We start from the raw sequence: 21,385 nt of genomic DNA on the forward strand, positions 1-21,385 counted from the left end.
GCCCGCATGGCCCGACTCGATGCGCCCGATCCCGGCGAGCAGGTTCCAGCTGACGCCGCAGCCCGGGGCGGCGACGGCCATCTTCTGTTCGGCGCTGCGGTAGGCCGCCAGGGCGATCGACGGAATGCCCAGCGCGCCAGGCGCATTCACGATCATCGGGGGCGGCGGCGCGGACGGGGCGGCCTCGGCGATGTGGAAGGCGGTGGGCGTGCGATCGGCGGCGATGACGACCGGCCCGGAGGTGTCGGGGACGCTCGGCGACACGGCGGCGACCGGGTAAATGGCGGCGCGCACCGGCGCGGCCTGGCCGTGGCCGGGGGTGACCTTCGGGTGAACTTCGGGGCCCGAGCCGCCGACGGCGCCGGCGAACACCAGCGGGGCGATCACGGCGACGCCGAACGCCGGCGTCTTGCTCACGCGAAGTTTTGTGATGCGAAGTGCTCGCTGTCGCACGGCCGCGGCGGCCGGGCGTGGACTCCAGCGTCCCCCAATGCGCACTCGACCGTCCTAAAAGGTCGGGAAACTACTGCTTAGCTTCGTGAACCAGATCACAATACATAACCCCCGTGACGGGAGTGGCGCAATGGCGGAATTGAGAATTAGCGGGATTTCTTAGCGATCCGCTCCCAATCCTGGCTCGCCGTTGCGGCCTCCCCGTCCGCGTCTTCCGGCAGTAACCGGGTCAGCATAGAGCGGAGGTCTTCGAGCTCGTGGCGCAGGTACTCGCGCGTCACGACCTCGCCCACGGCCAGCCGCAGCGCCGCCAGTTCGCGGGCCAGGTACTCGGTGTCGGCCTTGGTCTGCGCGGCCCGGCGCCGATCCTCCTCGAGCGCCACCCGGTCGCGGTTCTCCTGGCGGTTCTGGGCCAGCAGGATCAGCGGCGCCGCATACGCGGCCTGCGTGGAGAAGGCCAGATTGAGCAGGATGAACGGGTACGGGTCCCAGCGCAGCGCGGCCGCGAACACGTTCAGCAGGATCCAAACCACCACGATGATCGTCTGGATCAGCAGGTAGCGGCCGGTGCCGAAGAAACGCGCGATGGACTCGGTGATCTGCCCGACGGCCTCGGGGTCGAGGCGCGGGGAGTACCTGCGGGAGGTCCGCGGGGTGTAGAGCCGTCGTGTTGCCGTGGATCTGCTCACCCGGCTCCTCCCAGTCGTCGTTCGATCCGGCCGGTGGTGTCCAGCTGCTGCACATCCACGCGCCAGTCGTGCGGTAGCAGGTGGTCGAGGAGGTCGTCCACGGTGACCGCTCCCAGCAGATGGTTCTGGTCGTCGAGCACCGGCCCGCACACCAGGTTGTAGGCGGCGAGATAGCGGGTGACCGAGCCCAGCGGCGTCTCGGGCGTCAGGGTGAGCAGGTCGCTGTCGACGATCCCGCCGACCAGTTCGGCCGGCGCTTCGCGTAGCAGCCGCTGCAACGGGACGCAGCCCAGGTAGCGCCCGGTGGGGGTGGCCGTCGGCGGGCGCGCCACGAACACCATCGACGCCAGGGCGGCGGTCAGGTCGGGGTCGCGAACCCGGGCCAGCGCCTCGGCCACCGACGTGTCCGGCGTCAGCACCACCGGGTCCGACGTCATCAGGCCGCCCGCGGTGTCGGGCGAGTGGGTCAGCAGCCGGCGCACCGGTTCGGACTCGTCGGGGTCCATCCGGGTCAGCAGCATCTCGGCGTCGGTCGGGTTCAGCACGCCGAGCAGGTCGGCGGCGTCGTCGGGATCCATCTCCTCGAGCACGTCGGCCGATCGATCGGTGCCGAGCTGCGAGAGCACGTCGGCCTGATCCAACTCGGGCAGCTCCTGCAGGACGTCGGCCAGCCGATCGTCGTCGAGCGCCTTGAGCACCTCGTAGCGCCGCTTGGGCGGCAGCCCGCGGATGACGTCGGCGACGTCGACGGCCCGGCGCCCCTCGAACTGGGCGAGCAGCTGGGCCACCCCCTGATCCGGCAGAGCCAGCGCCGACGGGGTCAGGCCCTGCACGTTCTGCCAGTCCACCACGTGGACGGGGCCGCGCCGTCGCAGCCTTCGCTGGCTGCGGACGGCCACCCGGGTGACCAGCCAGTCCCGGGTGCGGGTCTGTTCGATGCCAAGGTCGGTGATCACCACGTCGAGCCCGGCCAGCTCGGGCAGCTCCGGGTCGTTGACCTTGACCGGGGTGTCGAGGATCTGGCCCATCGCGAGCACCTCGCCGGGGCGCTGCTGGAAGTGGCGCAGCGACACGTTGCCGGTGTTGAGCGTCACCGCGTTGGGCTCGATCGCGGCGACCCGGAGCATCGGAATGAAAATGCTGCGGCGCGTGGCCAAGTCGACGATCAGGCCCAGGACGCGGGGCTGCTGGCGGACGATGCTGATGCTGATCACGACGTCACGGACCCGGCCGAAGTTCTCGCCGAGAGGACCCAACACCAGCATCCGCGGCAGCCGCGCGACGTACACCCTGTTGACCGGTCCCATGCAGGAGAGCCTATTCAGCCGGCCGGCGGATCGCTGGCGGGCCGTGCGCGAGTCGCGCTAATGCGAGTGGATGCTGAACATCGCGATGATCAAGAACACCACCAGGGTGCCGACCCCGATCACGATGCCGGTGATCGCCAGGCCGTAGCCCTCCTGGCGGGTCTGCTTGATCTGATTCAGCGCGACCGCGCCCAGCACAATGGCCACGACCGAGCCGATGACGCAGCAGAAGAAGCCGGTGAACGACGCGATGAGCGAGGCGATCGCCAGACCGTTGGTGCCTGGTTGAACGCCGTAGTCCGGGCCTCCCGGGTAGCCGCCGGGGTAGCCCGGATAGGCGGGCGGCCGATTAGCCTCGTCACCGTGGCCAGCGCCGGGTGCTGCCATGGCGTTCAACCTAGCCCATGGGCCGCCGCAGGCCCGGGATGAAAGGATGGCCGAGGCGGAGGAGAATGAGCAGCGATGACTAGTCCTTTCCAGCCCGGGCAGGTTCCCGGCGCCACGCCCGGCGGCGCGGCGGCCGCTCGGCGCGGCGTGCCCTCGCTCCCGACCCCGCCCAAGGGCTGGCCGGTCGGGTCCTACCCGACGTACGCGGAGGCGCAGCGCGCCGTCGACTACCTGTCGGACCAGCAGTTTCCGGTGCAGCAGGTGACCATCGTGGGCGTCGACCTCATGCAGGTCGAACGGGTCACCGGCCGGCTGTCGTGGCCGAAGGTGCTCGGCGGCGGCGTCATCAGCGGGGCCTGGCTCGGCCTGTTCATCGGCCTGGTGCTCGGCTTCTTCAGCCCCAACCCCTGGGCCGCGCTGGTCACCGGCCTGGTCGCCGGGGTGTTCTTCGGCCTGATCACCTCCGCGGTCCCCTACGCAATGGCTCGGGGCACACGAGATTTCAGCTCGACCATGCAGTTGGTGGCCGGCCGCTACGACGTGCTCTGCGATCCGCAAAACGCCGAGAAGGCGCGGGATCTGTTGGCGCGCCTGGCGATCTGAATTGGTGGACAGCCGTCGTGGGCGCGCACGCCGCCTAGGCGCGTTCGCCCTGGCGACGCTCGCCACCGCTTCGGTGCTGTCGGCCTGCGGGTCGACCGGGGGCGGGCTGGTGATCAGCTTCTACACGCCGGCCACCGACGCGGCGACGTTCACCGCGGTCGCGCAGGCATGCACGGGGCAGCTCGGGTTCACGATCCGGCACGTGAGCTTGCCCAGGGGACCGGGGGAGCAGCGGGTGCAGCTGGCGCGGCGGCTGAGCGCGCACGACCGCGGGCTGGACGTGATGGCGCTCGACGTGGTGTGGACCGCCGAGTTCGCCGAGGCCGGTTGGGCGTTGCCGCTGTCCGCCGACCCGGGGGGGCGGGCCGAGACCGACGCGACCGTCGACACCCTCCCTGGACCGCTCGCGACGGCCCGCTGGAAGCACGAGTTGTACGGCGCGCCAGTGACGACCAATACCCAACTGCTTTGGTACCGGCCGGATTTGGTGAAGCAGCCACCGATGACCTGGGACGCCGTGGTGGCCGAGGCCGCCCGGTTGCACGCCGCGGGCCAGCCCAGCTGGATTGCCGTGCAGGCCAACGAGGGCGAGGGCCTGGTGGTGTGGTTCAACACGCTGCTGGTCAGCGCGGGAGGCCAGGTGCTCTCCGACGACGGCACGCGGGTCACGCTGACCGACACGCCCGCGCACCGGGCCGCCACCGTCGCCGCGCTGCGGGTCCTCAAATCGGTGGCGACCGCACCCGGGGCCGACCCGTCGATCAGCCGGACCGACGAGGGCACCGCGCGGCTGGCGGTGGAGCAGGGCAAGGCCGCGCTCGAGGTGAACTGGCCCTACGTGCTGGCGTCGCTGCTCGAGAACGCGGTGAAGGGCGGAGTGCCCTTCCTGCCGCTGAACCGGGACCCGGCGTTGGCCGGCAGCGTCAACGACGTCGGCACGTTCGTGCCCGACGACGAGCAATTCCGCATCGCGTATGAGGCCAGCCAGAAGGTGTTCGGTTTCGCGCCCTATCCCCGGGTGGCGCCGGGCCGGCCGGCCAAGGTGACGATCGGCGGGCTGAACCTGGCCGTGTCCAGCACCACCCGCCACCGCGCCGAGGCGTTCGAGGCCGTGCGCTGCCTGCGCAGCCTGGCCAGCCAGAAGTACGTGTCGATCCAGGGCGGCCTGCCCGCCGTGCGCACGTCGCTGTATTCCGATTCGCAGTTTCAGGCCAAGTACCCGATGTACACCGTGATCCGCGAGCAGCTCACCGACGCCGCCGTGCGTCCGGCGACACCGGTGTATCAGTCGTTGTCGCTGCGGCTGTCGACGGTGCTGAGCCCGATCGGCCAGATCGACCCGGAGCGCACGGCCGATGAGCTCACCGCGCAGGCGCAGCGGGCGATCGACGGCAAGGGCTTGTTGCCGTGACCGAACGGCGGCTTGGGCTGATGCTGGTCGCGCCGGCGGCGATCCTGATGCTGGCCGTGACGGCGTACCCGGTCGGTTACGCGGTGTGGCTCAGCCTGCAGCGCAACAACCTCGCCACCCCGCATGACACGGCGTTCATCGGGTTGGGTAACTATCAAACGATTTTGACAGACCGGTACTGGTGGACCGCGCTGGCGGTGACGCTGGGCATCACGGTGGTGTCGGTGTCGATCGAGTTCGTGCTGGGCCTGGCGCTGGCGCTGGTGATGCACCGCACGCTCGTCGGCAGGGGACTGGTGCGCACCGCGGTGCTCATCCCGTACGGCATCGTCACCGTCGTCGCGTCGTACAGCTGGTACTACGCCTGGACGCCGGGCACCGGCTACCTGGCCAACCTGCTGCCGCACGGCAGCGCGCCTCTGACGCAACAGATCCCGTCGTTGGGCATCGTCGTGGTGGCCGAGGTCTGGAAGACCACGCCGTTCATGTCGCTGCTGCTGCTGGCCGGGCTTGCGCTGGTGCCCGAGGACCTGCTGAGCGCCGCGCAGGTCGACGGGGCCGGCGGGTGGCGGCGGCTGACCCGGGTCATCCTGCCGATCATCAAGCCGGCGGTGGTGGTCGCGCTGCTGTTCCGTACGCTGGACGCCTTCCGTATCTTCGACAACATCTACGTGCTGACCGGCGGCGCGAACAACACCGACTCGGTGTCAATCCTGGGCTACGACAACTTGTTCAAGGGCTTCAACGTGGGGCTGGGCTCGGCGATCAGCGTGCTGATCTTCTGTTGCGTGGGCATCATCGCGCTCGTCTACATCAAGGTGTTCGGCGCGGCGGCTCCAGGCGGTATCGATGGCCGCTGAAGTGGGCGCGCGGCGTGCCCCGCTGTGGGCGGTGATCGACGCGCTGGTCGTGCTGTACGCGCTCGTTCCGGTGCTGTGGATCCTGTCGCTGTCGCTCAAGCCGTCGTCAACGGTCAAGGACGGCAAGCTGATTCCATCGTCGGTGACCCTGGACAACTACCGGGGCATCTTTCGCGGTGAGTTTTTCGCCTCCGCGCTGATCAACTCCATCGGGATCGGCTTGATCACCACCGCGGTCGCGGTGGTGCTCGGTGCGATGGCGGCCTACGCCGTTGCGCGGCTGCACTTTCCGGGTAAGCGGACGCTGATCGGTGCGACGCTGCTGATCACCATGTTCCCGGCGATCTCGCTGGTCACCCCGTTGTTCAACATCGAACGCGCGGTGGGCCTGTTCGACACCTGGCTTGGGCTGATCCTGCCCTACATCACTTTCGCGCTGCCCCTTGCCATTTACACGCTGTCGGCCTTCTTCCGGGAGATTCCCTGGGATCTGGAGAAGGCCGCGAAGATGGACGGCGCCACGCCGGCTCAGGCCTTCCGCAAGGTGATCGTGCCGCTGGCGGCGCCGGGTTTGGTGACCGCGGCGATCCTGGTGTTCATCTTCGCCTGGAACGACCTGCTGCTGGCGCTGTCGCTGACCGCCACCGAGGCGGCGATCACCGCCCCGGTGGCGATCGCGAACTTCAGCGGCAGTTCGCAGTTCGAGGAACCGACCGGATCGATCGCGGCGGGTGCCGTCGTGATTACCGTCCCGATCATCGTTTTTGTTCTAATTTTCCAACGACGGATTGTCGCCGGGTTGACCTCTGGCGCCGTGAAGGGATAGCGCGATGGCCGAGATCGTGTTGGAGCACGTGAACAAGAGCTACGCCGACGGCGCCACGGCGGTGCGGGACCTGAGCATCACCATCGCCGACGGCGAGTTCCTCATCCTGGTCGGGCCTTCCGGCTGCGGCAAGACGACGACGCTGAACATGATTGCCGGGCTTGAGGGCATCTCGTCGGGCGAGCTGCGAATCGACGGCGTGCGGATGAACGAGAAGGCGCCCAAGGACCGCGACATCGCCATGGTGTTCCAGTCCTACGCGCTGTACCCGCACATGACCGTCCGGCAGAACATCGCCTTCCCGCTGACCCTAGCGAAGATGAAAAAGGCCGAGATCGCGCAGAAGGTGGAGGAGACCGCCAAAACCCTTGACCTGACCGAACTTCTGGACCGCAAGCCGTCCCAGCTGTCGGGTGGGCAACGGCAGCGGGTGGCCATGGGCCGCGCGATCGTGCGCCATCCCAAGGCGTTCCTGATGGACGAGCCGCTGTCCAACCTGGACGCCAAGCTGCGCGTGCAGATGCGCGGCGAGATCGCCCGGCTGCAGCGCAGATTGGGCACCACCACCGTCTACGTCACCCACGACCAGACCGAGGCCATGACGCTGGGAGATCGCGTGGTGGTGATGCACGGCGGGGTCGCGCAGCAGATCGGCACGCCCGACGAGCTTTACGAGCGGCCCGCGAACCTGTTCGTCGCGGGCTTCATCGGCTCGCCCGCGATGAACTTCTTCCCCGCGAACATGACGCCGACCGGCCTGACGCTGTCCTTCGGCGAGGTGATGCTGGCGCCGGAGGTCCGGGAGGTGATCGCGCGGCACCCGCGGCCGGACAACGTCATCGTCGGGGTGCGCCCCGAGCACCTGGCCGACGCCGCCCTGATCGACGGCTACCAGCGCATCAGGGCGCTGACCTTCGAGGTGAAGGTCGACCTGGTCGAATCGCTGGGCGCCGACAAGTACGTGTACTTCACCACCGCGGGTCCGGCCGTGCACGCGGCCCAGTTGGACGAGCTGGACGCCCAGGGTGAAATGCACGAAAATCAGTTTGTAGCAAGGGTTTCCGCGGAGTCGAAGGCGACCGTCGGCCAGTCGATCGAGTTGGCCCTCGACACGACCAAGGTGGCCGTCTTCGACGCCGACACCGGGGCCAACCTGACGATCGTCGCCGCCGAGTGATCACGGATCTGGTGCGCGCGCACCTGCGCGACCACTTCCCCGGTGTCGAGCCCGATTCGGCGAGCGTGACTTTCCTGGGCACCGAGCCGATCGAGGTGCTGCGGTTTCGTGGTGGCGGGCTGGTGCATTACGTGTCGCTGGGGTGCTCGCGCCATCCGATGACCGACCCGACGGACATGGTCGCCGACACCGAGCGCGGCCCGCGCGCCGAGGTCGTCCTGCGCCTGCGGGATCCCGGCCCCGCCACCGGCCTCGCCCGCAGCCTGGCGGTGCTGGCCGCGACCCCGGCCGTCGACGGCGTGGTGCTGGTCCCCGACGCCCTGATCGACCTCGGCTCGCCGCTGTGGGCATGGCCGTCGGGGCGGGTGCCGTTCACCGCGGTGTTGCTGGGCCACAGCGACATCGGCGACCTGCCGCTGGACCCGCCCCGCGACCCGGTGCAATTCCTGTCGGCGACCCCGATCACCGCGACCGAGGCCGCCTGGGTGCGGCTCAAGGGCGCCGAGGCGATGCGGCAGGCGTGGCTGGGCGACGGTGTCGACGTGTTGGACCCGAAACGCCCTGCCGCGCAGCCGGGTTGATTTCGATCGCGAGGGGAAGGCGCCCCTAGAGCCAGTTGTTGCGGCGGAATTGGAAGTACAGCACCAGGCAGGCGACGGCCATGCCGGCCATCACGCCCGGATAGCCCCAGGTCCAGTTCAGCTCGGGCATGAAGTGGAAGTTCATTCCGTAGATGGCAGCGACCGCGGTGGGCAATGCCGCAATACCGGCCCAGGCCGCCATCTTGCGCATGTCGTTGTTCTGCTGCATGCCCACGCGCGCCAGGGCCGCCTGGATCAGTGAGTTGAGCATGTCGTCATAGCTGGCGATGTGGTCCGCGGCCTCGGACTGGTGGTCGGCGACGTCGCGCAGGTAGCGGCGCACCTCCTTGGAGATCAGGTCCTTGTTCTCCACCTGCATCCGGTGGAATGCGCCCGACAGCGGGCTGACGCAACGGCGCAGCTCGACGACCTCGCGCTTGAGCAGGTAGATCGGTTCGACGTCGAGCTTGCGGCCCGGGGCGAACGCCACTTCCTCGATGGCGTCGATGTCCGATTCGACCAGGGCGCTCACCTGAAGGTAATGGTCGACGATGTTGTCGGCGATGGCGTGCATCACCGCGAACGGTCCCAGGCGCGCCTGCTCGGGATCAGCCTCCAGGCCCTTGCGCACCTCGGACAGCCCGCCGTGTTCGCCGTGGCGGACGGTGACCACGAAATCCTTGCCGACGAAGACCATGATCTCGCCGGTCTCTACGATCTGGCGGGCCGCCGCCACCGATTCGTGCGGGACGTAATTGACGGTCTTCAGGACAAAGAACACCGTGTCGTCGTAGCGCTCCAGCTTGGGCCGCTGGTGTGCGCACACGGCGTCCTCGACGGCCAGCGCGTGCAGCCCGAAGACATCCGCCACCTCCTCCATCTCGGCCAGGCCCGGCTCACGCAGGCCGACCCAGACGAACGCCTCCTGCCCGATCAGTTCGAGCTGGCGCACCCGGTCGAGCGCGGCGGCGTAGGTGAACTTCCCCGCAAGCCGGTGGCCGGCCGCGTAGACCGCGCAGTCGACCAGGGTCTCGTTGGGCCGGTGCTCGACGGGTTGGGCCGGCGGCTCGTGCGGCTCGCGGGCGAGCGGTCGCAGCACCTCGGGCAAGGCGTCAGGTCCGGGAAACACGTTCACCTCCGATCACCACGCAGGTCCGCCAAGCGGTGCTCAATGCTACGCGTCCTGGCGAAACGCGACGTGAAGACTCCGCGGGGGCCGTGGACCGGAGGTTCCGCGCCGTGGGCGGTGCGCTAGTTTCGAGCACGACACCAAATCCTGAACTTCTCCATAAGGAGCCAACCGAAGTGAGCGCAAGTCCTGTCAAGGTCGCCGTCACCGGCGCCGCCGGCCAGATCGGCTACAGCCTGTTGTTCCGCCTGGCGAGCGGCGCGCTGCTGGGGCCCGACCGCCCGATCGAGCTGCGGCTGCTGGAGATCGAGCCCGCGCTCAAGGCGCTCGAGGGTGTCGTGATGGAGCTCGACGACTGCGCCTTCCCGCTGCTGGCCGGCGTCGAGATCGGCGCGGACCCGAACAAGATCTTCGACGGCGTGAACCTGGCCCTGCTCGTCGGCGCCCGCCCGCGCGGCCCGGGCATGGAGCGCGGCGACCTGCTGGAGGCCAACGGCGCGATCTTCACCGCGCAGGGCAAGGCGCTGAACTCGGTCGCGGCCGACGACGTGCGCATCGGTGTGACGGGCAACCCGGCCAACACCAACGCGCTGATCGCGATGAGCAATGCGCCCGACATCCCGCCGGAGCGGTTCTCCGCGCTCACCCGCCTCGACCACAACCGGGCGATCACGCAGCTGGCCCGCAAGACCGGCGCCGCCGTCACCGACATCAAGAAGATGACGATCTGGGGCAACCACTCGGCCACCCAGTACCCCGACATCTTCCACGCCGAGGTCAAAGGCAAGAACGCCGCCGAGGTCGTGGGCGACCAGGCGTGGATCGAGAACGACTTCATCCCGACCGTCGCCAAGCGCGGCGCGGCGATCATCGACGCCCGCGGCGCCTCGTCGGCCGCGTCGGCCGCGTCGGCGACCATCGACGCCGCCCGCGACTGGCTACTCGGCAGCCCGGAGGGCAACTGGGTGTCGATGGCGGTCCTCTCCGACGGCTCCTACGGCGTGCCCGAGGGCCTGATCTCGTCGTTCCCGGTGACCACGAAGGGCGGCGACTGGTCGATCGTGCAGGGGCTGGAGATCGACGAGTTCTCCCGCGGCCGCATCGACAAGTCGACGGCGGAGCTGGCCGACGAGCGCAGCGCGGTGACCGAGCTCGGGCTCATCTGAACCGATCGAGAGGAAATTAGGCCTACTAATGGGTAGCCCTTACCCTGAGGCGATGCCGGAAATCGCGCAACCCCAGCTCGCCATCGGAGACGACGAGATCTTCGATGCGCATGTAGGAGGGAAGCTTTCGGTAGCGCTGAGCGCGCCGCTGGACACCCAACGCGCGTTGTCGATCGCCTACACCCCGGGGGTGGCGCAGGTCAGCCGTGCGATCGCGGCGGACCGCACCCTGGCAGCCCGCTACACCTGGTCGAACCGGCTGGTGGCCGTCGTCAGCGACGGCAGCGCGGTGCTGGGCCTGGGCGACATCGGTCCCGAGGCGTCGCTGCCGGTGATGGAGGGCAAGTGCGCGCTGTTCCAGGCCTACGGCGGGCTGAACGCGATCCCGATCGTGCTGGACACCAAGGATCCCGACGAGATCGTCGAGACGCTGGTGCGGCTGCGGCCGACGTTCGGCGCCGTCAACCTCGAGGACATCTCCGCGCCGCGGTGCTTCGAGATCGAGCGGCGGGTCATCGAGGCGCTGGACTGCCCGGTGATGCACGACGACCAGCACGGCACCGCGATCGTCGTGCTGGCCGCGTTGATGGGCGCCAGCAAGCTGCTCGGCCGCGACATGTCCTCGCTGCGCGCGGTGGTCTCCGGCGCCGGCGCGGCGGGCGTGGCGTGCACGAATCTGCTTCTGACGATGGGTGTTTCGGACATCACCGTGCTCGACTCGCGCGGCATCCTGCACACCGGCCGCGACGACATGAACAGCGTGAAGGTCGATCTCGCGCGGCGCACCAACCCCGACGCCCTCACCGGCGGCCTCGTCGAGGCGCTCGAGGGCGCCGACGTCTTCCTCGGACTGTCGGGGGGCGTGGTGCCCGAGGAACTGATCGCCACGATGGCGCCCGGTGGGATCGTGTTCGCGCTGTCGAACCCGGACCCGGAAATCCACCCCGAGGTGGCCGCCAGGTACGCGGCGGTGGTGGCCACCGGCCGCAGCGACTACCCCAACCAGATCAACAACGTGCTCGCGTTCCCGGGGGTGTTCCGCGGCGCGCTGGACGCCGGGGCCCGCCGGATCACCGAGAAGATGATGGTGGCCGCGGCCGAGGCGATCTTCTCCGTCGTCAGCGACGACCTCGCGATCGACCGGATCGTCCCGAGCCCGCTGGACTCGCGCGTCCGGGAGGCCGTCGCCGCCGCCGCCGCGATCGCCGCCGACACGTCCGTGTGATCAGGCTCGCTGCGCTGCTGCTGGCCGCGCTGCTGGCGGTGGCGGGCTGTGGCGAGCGCCGCCCCGCACCGGAATTGGTGGTGGGGTCGCGGGACGACGCGTTGTCGAAGCTGCTCGCCGGCGTCTACGTGGCGGCGTTGCGGTCCTACGGTTTCGCGGCCCGCCCCGACACCGACGCCGACCCGATGGCCAAGCTGGACTCCGGCGCGTTCACCGTCGTCCCCGCGTTCACCGGCCAGACGTTGCAGCGGCTGCAGCCCGGCGCGGTGGCGATGTCCGACGCGCAGGTCTACCGCGCGATGATCGCGGCGCTGCCCGAGGGCGTCCTGGCCGGCGACTACACCACCGCGGCCGACGACAAGCCGGTCTTGCTGGTCACGCGGGCCACCGCCAAGGCCTGGGGTGGGCACGACCTCACCGCGGAGCTGAGCGCCCTGCCCCGGCACTGCGACGGGCTGACGCTCGGGGCCGTCGACGGGTTTTCCGCGCCAGCCTCCGTGGGTTCCTGCCGGCTGCCCGCGCCGCTCCAATTCCCTTCGGAGAACGCACTTTTCGCGGCGGTGCAGGACGGTCGGCCGACCGCGGGATGGACGACGACCGCCGACCCCGCCAGCCCCACCGGCCTGGTCGCGCTGGCCGACGGCAAACCCGCGCTGGTGCGGGCCGAGAACGTGGTGCCGCTGTATCGGCGCAACGCGCTGAGCGATCGGCAGCTGCTGGCCATCAACGAGGTGGCCGGCGTGCTGGACACCGCGGCCCTGGCCGACATGCGCCGGCAGGTGGCCGGCGGCGCCGACCCGCAGGCGGTGGCCGGTGGCTGGCTGGCCGAACACCCGCTGGGCCGCTGAGCCGGCTTGCTCGACGATCGAGCCTGCGCTCAGCGCGTGCTCGGGCCATGATCGGGCGCGCTGAGCGCAGTCTCGGCGGTGAGGGCGTCAGACCTTGGGCATCAACCGGCCCATGACGGGCCCGAACAGCTGCTGGTAGTAGGGGCCGGCCACCCGCACCATCAGGTCCAGGACCTTGGCGTCGTTGCCGACGAGCACCCGGGCCTTCTTCTTGCGGACCGCGTCCAGGATGACCTGGGCGGCCTTGTGCGGGCTGGTCGTCGCAAGCCGCTTGTCGAACAGCTTGGCCAGTTCCGCGGGATCGAGCCCCTCGGCGGCGGTGGCATTGCGGGCGATCGCGGTCTTGATGCCGCCGGGATGCACCGTGGTCACCGCGACGGGGTGGCGGGCCAGGATCATTTCCTGGCGCAGCGCCTCGGTGAAGCCCCGGACCGCGAACTTCGCCGAGTTGTAGGCCGCCTGCCCCGGCACCGAGAACAGCCCGAACACGCTCGAGATGTTGATGACGTGGCCGTCCCCGGAGGCGATAACGTGTGGAAGGAACGCCTTGGTGCCGTTCACGACGCCCCAGAAGTCGACGTCCATCACCCGTTCGATGTCCTTGAACTGGCTGACCTCGATGTCGCCGGTGAACGCGATGCCGGCGTTGTTGTAGATCTGGTTGACCTTGCCGAAGTGCTCGGCCACCGCGTCGGCGTAGGCGAGGAAGGCCTCGCGCTCGGTGACGTCGAGCCGGTCCGCCTTGACCGGCGCTCCGATCGCCTTCAGCTGCTCCTCGGTCTGCGCCAGGCCCTCGGTGTCGACGTCGCTGATCGCCACCTTGGCCCCGGACCGGGCCAGCTCGACGGCCAGCGCCTGCCCGATGCCCGAACCGGCCCCGGTAACCACGGCGACCTTGCCGGCGAACCCCTTCATGAGCACTCTCCTGTCCGTTGATCTTCGTCGAGGCTAGCCGGTACCCGCGGTCCGGCCATCGCAGGGCCGTTCAGCGCGGAGGGGGACTGGGAACTTCAGGATGCCGCCGTGGTGGACACCTTCCTGGATGGCCGGGACCGTGGTTAGGACGTCGACGACTGCATCGATCGTGTCGCCTCGGCGGGGGCTCGCGTTTCAGGGCTGGTTCATCAACGCGCCGTATTGCCCACACGATTGGTTCATGCCGGGGAACCGCCGCCCATGACGCGGCCAATCGTGCCATTTCTTCGTGGCGTGTCGCCCCGAGCGGCCGAAAGACGGCTACGCCGCTGACTTTTGGCTCTGGCGGCTCGACTTTGTGCGATGGCCCGGAGGGAAGCTCAAAATCCAGCCGTAGCCACGGGGGATCTGGGATAGGGTCAGCCAAACTGGCGACGCTCGATCAACCTCTGACGGCGAAGGGGTGATGCTCAAAGTGGCCGACGACCCGCGCGCCGACATTGTCTCTCGCCAGTACGAGCGATGGCGCTACCCCGAACCGATTCTGGACCTGGAAGCGTGGACGGCCAACAACTGGCAGTGGTTCGATCCCGTCCACGCGCACCGGATGTTGTGGCCCGACCGGGAATTCAAGCCCGATCTCGATATTCTGATCGCCGGATGCGGCACCAATCAGGCGGCGATCTTCGCCTACACGAATCCCGCGGCGAAGGTCGTCGCGGTCGACGTGAGTCAGCCGTCGCTGGATCATCAGCAGTACCTGAAGGACACGCACCGGCTGTCGAACCTGGAGCTGCATCGCCTTCCGATCGAAGAGCTGCCCACCCTCGGACTCGACTTCGACCTCGTCGTCTCGACCGGTGTGCTGATGGTCATGGCGGATCCGCTGGCCGGCATGAAGGCACTCGCGCACTGCGTGCGGCCCGACGGCGTCGTCGGCGTGATGCTGTACGCCAAGTACGGCCGCACCGGCGTCTACATGCTGCAATCGGCCTTTCACGACATGGGGCTGGGCCAGGACGACGCCTCGGTCCAGATAGTCAAGGACACCATTGCGGCACTGCCGCCGGATCACCCCGTCCGCAGCTACCTCCCGCTGGCTCCGGATCTGCAGTTCGACACCGGTCTGGTGGACACGTTCCTGCATGGCCGCGACCGTAGTTACACGGTCGATGAGTGCATCGAGCTCGTCACCTCGGCCGGGCTGGTGTTCCAGGACTGGTTTTTCAAGGCGCCGTACTACCCGCACGACATGTTCGCCCCGCCCAACGGGTTTTATCCGGCCGTGAACGCGTTGCCCGAGGCCAAGGTGTGGTCGGTGATGGAACGCATCGCGACGGCGAACGGCTGCCACTTCTTCATGGCCTGCCGTCCCGAGCGGCCGAAAGAGTCTTATGTGATTGACTTTTCGACGCCGAATTGCCTCGATTACGTGCCGATGATGCGCATGCGTTGCGGTCTGTCCGGCGCTGAACTCTTCCGCAACGACTGGCGCCTGGGCCTCAACTCCGCTCAATTGCCGTTCGTGCAGCACGTCGACCGCCGTCGCACGATTCGCGAAATCGCCGCGTGCGTGGCGCAGGGCCCGGCGGCGCGCCGCGGCGATGCGACCGACGTGGAGAACTTCGCCCGCAAGCTGTTTCAGGCGCTGTGGCGTCTCGATTTCCTGGCAATGGGGCTGCCGCCGGTGACGCCACAGTGACCGACGATCCGCGCGCGGATGTTGTTTCTCGCCAGTACGAGCGGTGGAGGTACCCGCGACCCATCCAGGACCTCGAGGCCTGGGTCGTCAACAACTGGCAGTGGTTCGATCCCGTGTACGCGCACCGGATGTTGTGGCCCGACCGGGAATACAAGCCCGATCTCGATATTCTGATCGCCGGATGCGGCACCAATCAGGCGGCGATCTTCGCCTACAACAATCCCGCCGCGAGGGTGGTGGCCGTCGACATCAGTCAGCCGTCGCTGGACCATGAGCAATATCTGAAGGACAAGCACGGGCTGTGGAACCTGGAGCTGCACCTGCTCCCGATCGAAGAGACGCCCACCCTGAACCTCGACTTCGACCTGGTCGTGTCGACCGGCGTCCTGCATCACCTGGCGGACCCCTTGGCCGGCATGACCGCGCTCGCCCGCTGCCTGCGACCGGACGGCGCGGTGGCGATGATGCTGTACGCGCGGTACGGCCGAATCGGGGTCGAAATCATGGAATCGGTCTTTCGCGACATGGGATTGCGCCAAGACGATGCGTCGGTCCGGACGGTCAAAGAGGCCATGTCCGTGCTCTCGCCGGATCACCCGCTGAAAAGCTACCTGAGCGTGGCGAACGATCTGGAGTCGTCGGATGCCGCCCTCGTCGATACGTTCCTGCACGGTCGGGAGCGCAGCTATACCGTCGACGAGTGCATCGATCTGGTGACCTCGGCCGGGCTGGTGTTTCAGGGCTGGCTCCTCAAGGCGCCGTACTACGCGCACGAACTGCTCGCGCCGCCGAGCGCGTTCTATCCGGCCGTGAACGCGTTGCCCGAGGCCAAGATCTGGTCGGTGATGGAACGCATCCAAACGCTCAACGCGTGCCATTTCTTCATGGCCTGCCGTCCCGAGCGGCCGAAAGAGTCCTACGCCATTGACTTTTCGACCGAAGCTTCCCTCGACTATGTCCCGATGATGCGCATGCGCTGCGGTCTGGCCGGTAACGAGCTCTACCGGCCGGACTGGCGCGCGCCACTCAACGCGGCGCAACTCCCCTTTGTGCAGCTGATCGACGGCCGTCGCACGATCCGGGAGATCGTCGCGTCCGTCGCGCAGGGTCCGGGGTCGCGGCGCGGCGACACGGCCGACGTCGAGAAGTTCGCCCGCAAGCTGTTCCAGGGGTTGTGGCGCCTCGATTTCCTTGAAATGGGCCTGAATTTGGGCTAGCGCCGCTGTTCGGCGCCCACGGGTCTACCAGGGCTTAGGCGCGCGGGCTAACCGCCGAGCGTGCGCAAAATGCCGGCCAGCGCGGCGTGTCGTTGGACAAACACGCACGCTCGCGGAGAGAGGGGGCGGGCGGGCTCAGCCGAACGCCGTGTCGAGGATCTCCTGCTGCTCGACGGCGTGCACCTTCGACGAACCCGACGACGGGGCCGACATCGCCCGGCGCGAGATCCGCTTGAGCCCGGTCAGCTTGTCGGGCAACAGTTCTGGCAACTCCAGCCCGAAGCGCGGCCAGGCGCCCTGGTTGGCGGGCTCCTCTTGGACCCAGAAGAACTGCTCGACGGACGGGTAGCGGTCCAGCGTCTCGTTGAGCCGTCGCTTGGGCAGCGGCGCGAGCTGTTCGATGCGCACGATCGCGACGTCGTCGCGGTTGTCCTTGGCCTTGCGCGCCGCCAGCTCGTAGTAGATCTTGCCGCTGGTCAACAGGATCCGACGGACCTTGCTGCGGTCGCCGATGCCGTCCTCGTAGGTGGGCTCCTCCAGCACCGAGCGGAACTTGATCTCGGTGAAGTCCTTGATGTCGCTGACGGCGGCCTTGTTGCGCAGCATCGACTTCGGCGTGAACACGATGAGCGGGCGCTGGATGCCGTCGAGGGCGTGGCGGCGCAACAGGTGGAAGTAGTTGGACGGCGTCGAGGGCATCGCGATCGTCATCGAACCCTCCGCCCACAGCTGCAGGAAGCGTTCGATGCGGCCGGAGGTGTGGTCGGGGCCCTGCCCTTCGTGGCCGTGCGGGAGCAGCAGCACCACGTTGGACAGCTGGCCCCACTTGGCCTCACCGGAGCTGATGAACTCGTCGATGATCGACTGCGCGCCGTTGACGAAGTCGCCGAACTGCGCCTCCCACAACACGAGCGCGTCCGGGTTGCCCACGGTGTAGCCGTACTCGAAGCCGACGGCTGCGTACTCCGACAGCGGCGAGTCGTAGACAAGGAACTTGCCGCCGGTGGGGGTGCCGTCGGGGTTGGTCGCCAGCAGCCGCAGCGGCGTGAACTCCTCGCCGGTGTTGCGGTCGATGACCACCGAGTGCCGCTGGGAGAAGGTGCCGCGCCGGGTGTCCTGCCCGGACAGGCGCACCAACTTGCCCTCGGAGACCAGCGAACCCAGCGCCAACAGCTCGCCGAACGCCCAGTCGATCTTGCCCTCGTAGGCCATCTCGCGGCGCTTTTCCAGCACCGGCTGGACGCGCGGGTGCGCGGTGAACCCGTCGGGCACCGCCAGGAACGCGTCGCCGATGCGGGCCAGCAGCGACTTGTCCACCGCGGTGGCCAGCCCCGCGGGCACGGGCTGGTCCGCCTCCACCGACTCGCTGGGCTGCACGCCGTGCTTCTCCAGGTCGCGGACCTCGTTGAACACCCGCTCCAGCTGGCCCTGGTAGTCGCGCAGCGCGTCCTCGGCCTCCTTGAGCGAGATGTCGCCGCGGCCGATCAGGGCTTCGGTGTAGCTCTTGCGGGCGCCGCGCTTGGTGTCGACGACGTCGTACATGTACGGGTTGGTCATCGACGGGTCGTCGCCCTCGTTGTGTCCGCGCCGGCGGTAGCACAGCATGTCGATGACGACGTCCTTGTGGAACTCCTGGCGGAAATCCACGGCCAGGCGCGCGACCCACTCACAGGCCTCCGGGTCGTCGCCGTTGACGTGAAAGATCGGCGCCCCAATCATTTTCGCGACGTCCGTGCAGTACTCGCTGGACCGGGAGAACTCCGGGGCGGTGGTGAACCCGATCTGGTTGTTGACGATGATGTGGATGGTGCCGCCGACGCGGTAGCCGGGCAGGTTCGTCAGGTTCAGCGTTTCGGCGACCACACCCTGGCCGGCGAACGCGGCATCGCCGTGCATCATCATCGGCACCACGGAGAAGGCTTTCTCGTCGCCGTCGTCCTCGGAGCCGTGATCCAGCAGGTCCTGCTTGGCCCGCACCAGGCCCTCGAGTACGGGGTCCACGGCCTCCAGGTGCGACGGGTTGGCGGTCAGCGACACCTGAATGTCGTTGTCGCCGAACATCTGTAGGTACACGCCGGTGGCGCCCAGGTGGTATTTGACGTCCCCGGAGCCGTGCGCCTGCGACGGGTTCAGGTTGCCCTCGAACTCGGAAAAGATCTGTGAGTACGGCTTGCCCACGATGTTGGCCAGCACGTTGAGCCGACCGCGGTGCGGCATCCCGACGACCACCTCGTCGAGGCCGTGCTCGGCGCACTGGTCGATGGCCGCGTCCATCATCGGGATGACGCTTTCGGCGCCCTCCAGCGAGAACCGCTTCTGCCCAACGTATTTGGTCTGCAGGAAGGTCTCGAAGGCCTCGGCGGCGTTGAGCTTGCTCAGGATGTACTTCTGCTGGGCGACGGTCGGTTTGACGTGCTTGGTCTCGACCCGCTCCTGTAGCCACGCCTGTTGTTCGGGCTCGAGGATGTGGGTGTACTCGACGCCGATGTGGCGGCAGTAGGCGTCCCGCAGCAGGCCGAGAACGTCGCGCAGCTTTTTGTATTCGCGACCGGCGAAACCGTTGACCTTGAACACCCGGTCGAGATCCCACAGCGTCAGGCCGTGGTTGAGGATTTCGAGGTCGGGGTGGCTCCGGAACCGGTTCGAATCCAATCGCAGCGGGTCGATGTCGGCCATCAGGTGACCGCGGTTGCGATACGCCGCGATGAGCTCCATCACCCGGGCGTTCTTGTCGACGATCGAGTCCGGGTTGTCGGTGCTCCAGCGCACCGGCAGATACGGGTTGCCCAGCTCGCGGAAGATCTCGTCCCAGAAGGCATCCGAGAGCAGCGTTTCGTGGATCGTGCGCAAGAAGTCACCGGATTCCGCGCCCTGAATGATGCGGTGGTCGTAGGTCGACGTGAGGGTGATCAGCTTGCCGATGCCCAGCTCGGCGATGCGCTCCTCGCTGGCGCCCTGAAATTCGGCGGGGTATTCCATCGCGCCCACACCGATGATGGCGCCCTGACCGGCCATCAGCCGCGGCACCGAGTGCACGGTGCCGATGGTGCCGGGGTTGGTCAGCGAAATCGTCACGCCGGCAAAGTCTTCGGCGGTCAGTTTGCCGTCCCGGGCGCGGCGGACGATGTCCTCGTAGGCCGAGACGAATTCCGCGAAGCGCAATTCCTCGCAGCGCTTGATGCCGGCCACCACCAGGGAGCGCTTGCCGTCCTTGCCCTGCAGGTCGATGGCCAGGCCCAGATTGGTGTGGGCCGGGGTGACCGACGTCGGCTTGCCGTCGAGCTCGGCGTAGTGCCGGTTCATGTTCGGGAACTGCTTGACCGCCTGCACCAGCGCGTAGCCCAGGATGTGGGTGAAGGAGATCTTGCCGCCGCGGGTGCGCTTGAGCTGGTTGTTGATGACGATCCGGTTGTCGATCATGAGCTTGGCCGGAATCGCTCGGACGCTGGTCGCCGTCGGCACGTCCAGCGAGGCCGACATGTTCTTGACGACGGCCGCGGCGGCGCCGCGCAGGACCTGCACCTCGTCGCCGTCCGCGGGTGGTGGGGTGGGAGCTGCGGTGGCCGGGGGAGCGGCGGCCCCTTTAACGGGAGCCGCGGGAGCCGCGGGAGCTGTGGGCGCCGCCGGGGCGGGGGCCGCGGCGCCGTTGCCGCCGGTGGGCTGCGCCGGCGCCGGCGCGGCGGGCTTGGGCTCCGCGGCGGGGGCCTGTGCTTCGGCGGCCTGCCCGTCACCCGTGTCGGCGGTGGCGTCGGGGTTGTAGTCGACCAGGAATTCGTGCCAGCTCGGGTCGACCGAAGAGGGGTCGTCGCGGAACTTGCGGTACATCTCCTCGACCAGCCATTCGTTTTGCCCGAATGGCGATATGTTGCTCACGGCCGCTGTTCGCCTCAATTCTTTTCCTCTGCAAGCGCTTTCCTCGCGCCTGCGACTCTCCCGCGCCCCTGATGGTGGGGCACCTCACACCCGCGCCGGTCCCGGGACGTTGCCGCCCCAATAAAGGCTAACCTTTTGCCGGCGATCCGCGAGTGCGACCGGTGAGCGAACCGCTAGCCGGCCTCGTGGACCGGGGGCAACAGTCGTAACGTGCTGGGCCAACGGGCGGGGGCGGGCCCGAACGCGTGGCGGGCGTTGGTGACGATCTTTTTGCCCACCATCCGGTTGCCGGCGCCGCCGATCACGGCGCCGATGCCGACCGGCAGCGCCTTGCCGAACATCAGCGCGCCCTTGCGGACCGTGTACCGCTTGACGAAGTACTTCAGCATCCGCGTGTTCAACCGGCCCAGCGTCGGCAGCGGCAGCGACGCCATGCCCTCGGCCAGCCAACCGCCCTGGGTGCGGCCGGGGCCGATCAACTCGCCGATCGCGCGCTGGCTGTCGTCTCCGACCAGGACGGCCAGCACCAGGGCGCGGCGGCGTTCCCGGTGGTCGGCCGGGATGTTGTAGACCGCGGCCTTCGCCAGCACGAACAGGGCGGTGGCCTCGACGAAGAACACGGTTTCCCCGGCACCCGCCGACACCGCCGCCACCGTCCCGACCCCGGGGAACGTCGCGGCCGACCCGACTGCGGCGCCGCTGGCCGTCAACGCGGCCAGGTAGCGCTTTTCCAGCTTCGCGTCGATTTCGGTGGGGCTGGCGCCTGGGTGCGTCCGGCGCAGCCTCGTGACGTAGGCCTGCGCCGCGGGGCCGTGGATGCGCGTGCTGCGCTCGATGACCTGCGCCAATGCGCGCGCCGATGCTTTGGGCCGACCGCCGTCGGCCGGCGTGGGGTCCAGCTTTGACATATGTGCAGCTCTGTTCCGTCGGGCTCGCATACTGCCTCTCCTGGCCTTCCCCGCCGCATGGCGTCCTTTTCCAGGCTAACCCCCCGTTGCCGAAACGTTGGGTCGGTC

Annotated in this window: 17 protein-coding genes and 2 pseudogenes; 11 read left to right on the plus strand and 8 right to left on the minus strand. The window is 68.4% G+C overall.

The features are described 5' to 3' along the window. The 4 genes and pseudogenes from A5673_RS14760 to A5673_RS30625 form a co-directional block, all read right to left on the minus strand. Positions 1–498 (minus strand): annotated as a pseudogene (locus A5673_RS14760) (hypothetical protein); the annotation flags it as partial. A 101-nt stretch (positions 499–599) separates the two neighbouring features. Continuing rightward, the gene (locus A5673_RS14765; protein ID WP_068233450.1) at positions 600–1,142 is read right to left on the minus strand and encodes a DUF1003 domain-containing protein; all 543 of its coding nucleotides are present in this window, start codon (positions 1,140–1,142) and stop codon (positions 600–602) included. Next, positions 1,139–2,449, minus strand: a complete 1,311-nt coding sequence (locus tag A5673_RS14770; RefSeq protein WP_068233453.1) for a magnesium transporter MgtE N-terminal domain-containing protein — start codon at positions 2,447–2,449, stop codon at positions 1,139–1,141. Before A5673_RS14770 ends, A5673_RS14765 begins: the two co-directional genes overlap by 4 nt. Positions 2,450–2,506: 57 nt before the next feature. Beyond that, a pseudogene (locus A5673_RS30625) lies at positions 2,507–3,009 on the minus strand (DUF4190 domain-containing protein). Between A5673_RS30625 and A5673_RS14780 the strand changes: the two are divergent. From A5673_RS14780 to A5673_RS14805, 6 genes are read left to right on the plus strand one after another with little or no spacing between them, the layout of a single operon-like run. Continuing rightward, entirely contained in the window at positions 2,912–3,439 is a 528-nt protein-coding gene (locus tag A5673_RS14780) for a general stress protein (protein WP_068233460.1), read from the plus strand. The pseudogene A5673_RS30625 and the gene A5673_RS14780 sit on opposite strands and share 98 nt — an antisense overlap. A 4-nt stretch (positions 3,440–3,443) precedes the next feature. Beyond that, complete coding sequence (locus A5673_RS14785) at positions 3,444–4,850, plus strand: extracellular solute-binding protein (RefSeq protein ID WP_068233547.1); 1,407 nt, start codon at positions 3,444–3,446, stop codon at positions 4,848–4,850. 20 nt (positions 4,851–4,870) lie between these two features. Continuing rightward, the gene (locus A5673_RS14790) at positions 4,871–5,710 is read left to right on the plus strand and encodes a carbohydrate ABC transporter permease (protein WP_068233552.1); all 840 of its coding nucleotides are present in this window, start codon (positions 4,871–4,873) and stop codon (positions 5,708–5,710) included. 1 nt (position 5,711) lies between these two features. Further along, complete coding sequence (locus tag A5673_RS14795) at positions 5,712–6,536, plus strand: carbohydrate ABC transporter permease (RefSeq protein ID WP_156748239.1); 825 nt, start codon at positions 5,712–5,714, stop codon at positions 6,534–6,536. A gap of 4 nt (positions 6,537–6,540) precedes the next feature. After that, complete coding sequence (locus A5673_RS14800; RefSeq protein ID WP_068233465.1) at positions 6,541–7,713, plus strand: ABC transporter ATP-binding protein; 1,173 nt, start codon at positions 6,541–6,543, stop codon at positions 7,711–7,713. After that, entirely contained in the window at positions 7,710–8,294 is a 585-nt protein-coding gene (locus A5673_RS14805) for a suppressor of fused domain protein (RefSeq protein WP_156748237.1), read from the plus strand. The genes A5673_RS14800 and A5673_RS14805 overlap by 4 nt, the downstream gene beginning before the upstream one ends. 25 nt (positions 8,295–8,319) lie before the next feature. On the opposite strand, the gene corA is transcribed toward A5673_RS14805, so the two are convergent. Further along, complete coding sequence (corA, locus tag A5673_RS14810) at positions 8,320–9,423, minus strand: magnesium/cobalt transporter CorA (protein WP_068233560.1); 1,104 nt, start codon at positions 9,421–9,423, stop codon at positions 8,320–8,322. A gap of 176 nt (positions 9,424–9,599) precedes the next feature. Between corA and A5673_RS14815 the strand changes: the two genes are divergently transcribed. From A5673_RS14815 to A5673_RS14825, 3 genes are read left to right on the plus strand one after another with little or no spacing between them, the layout of a single operon-like run. After that, the gene (locus A5673_RS14815; RefSeq protein WP_068233468.1) at positions 9,600–10,589 is read left to right on the plus strand and encodes a malate dehydrogenase; all 990 of its coding nucleotides are present in this window, start codon (positions 9,600–9,602) and stop codon (positions 10,587–10,589) included. A 52-nt stretch (positions 10,590–10,641) separates the two neighbouring features. Further along, entirely contained in the window at positions 10,642–11,814 is a 1,173-nt protein-coding gene (locus A5673_RS14820; protein ID WP_068233471.1) for an NADP-dependent malic enzyme, read from the plus strand. Beyond that, complete coding sequence (locus A5673_RS14825; RefSeq protein ID WP_068233474.1) at positions 11,811–12,662, plus strand: glycine betaine ABC transporter substrate-binding protein; 852 nt, start codon at positions 11,811–11,813, stop codon at positions 12,660–12,662. Before A5673_RS14820 ends, A5673_RS14825 begins: the two co-directional genes overlap by 4 nt. An 87-nt stretch (positions 12,663–12,749) precedes the next feature. Here A5673_RS14825 and A5673_RS14830 read toward each other — a convergent pair whose 3' ends face one another. Further along, complete coding sequence (locus A5673_RS14830; protein ID WP_068233475.1) at positions 12,750–13,577, minus strand: SDR family oxidoreductase; 828 nt, start codon at positions 13,575–13,577, stop codon at positions 12,750–12,752. A 475-nt stretch (positions 13,578–14,052) separates the two neighbouring features. On the opposite strand from A5673_RS14830, the gene A5673_RS14835 reads away from it, so the two are divergent. Both A5673_RS14835 and A5673_RS14840 read left to right on the plus strand, forming a co-directional pair. Continuing rightward, complete coding sequence (locus A5673_RS14835; RefSeq protein WP_068233563.1) at positions 14,053–15,279, plus strand: bifunctional 2-polyprenyl-6-hydroxyphenol methylase/3-demethylubiquinol 3-O-methyltransferase UbiG; 1,227 nt, start codon at positions 14,053–14,055, stop codon at positions 15,277–15,279. Next, positions 15,276–16,496: a bifunctional 2-polyprenyl-6-hydroxyphenol methylase/3-demethylubiquinol 3-O-methyltransferase UbiG gene (locus A5673_RS14840; protein ID WP_068233477.1), complete on the plus strand. Its 1,221-nt coding sequence runs from the start codon at positions 15,276–15,278 to the stop codon at positions 16,494–16,496. Before A5673_RS14835 ends, A5673_RS14840 begins: the two co-directional genes overlap by 4 nt. Before the next feature lie 135 nt (positions 16,497–16,631). Here A5673_RS14840 and A5673_RS14845 read toward each other — a convergent pair whose 3' ends face one another. Beyond that, positions 16,632–20,369, minus strand: a complete 3,738-nt coding sequence (locus tag A5673_RS14845) for a multifunctional oxoglutarate decarboxylase/oxoglutarate dehydrogenase thiamine pyrophosphate-binding subunit/dihydrolipoyllysine-residue succinyltransferase subunit (protein WP_068233479.1) — start codon at positions 20,367–20,369, stop codon at positions 16,632–16,634. Between the two features lie 173 nt (positions 20,370–20,542). Next, the gene (locus tag A5673_RS14850) at positions 20,543–21,307 is read right to left on the minus strand and encodes a hypothetical protein (protein ID WP_068233480.1); all 765 of its coding nucleotides are present in this window, start codon (positions 21,305–21,307) and stop codon (positions 20,543–20,545) included. Positions 21,308–21,385 lie beyond the last annotated feature (78 nt).

This window comes from Mycobacterium sp. E3198, from assembly GCF_001667015.1.
Lineage (GTDB): Bacteria > Actinomycetota > Actinomycetes > Mycobacteriales > Mycobacteriaceae > Mycobacterium.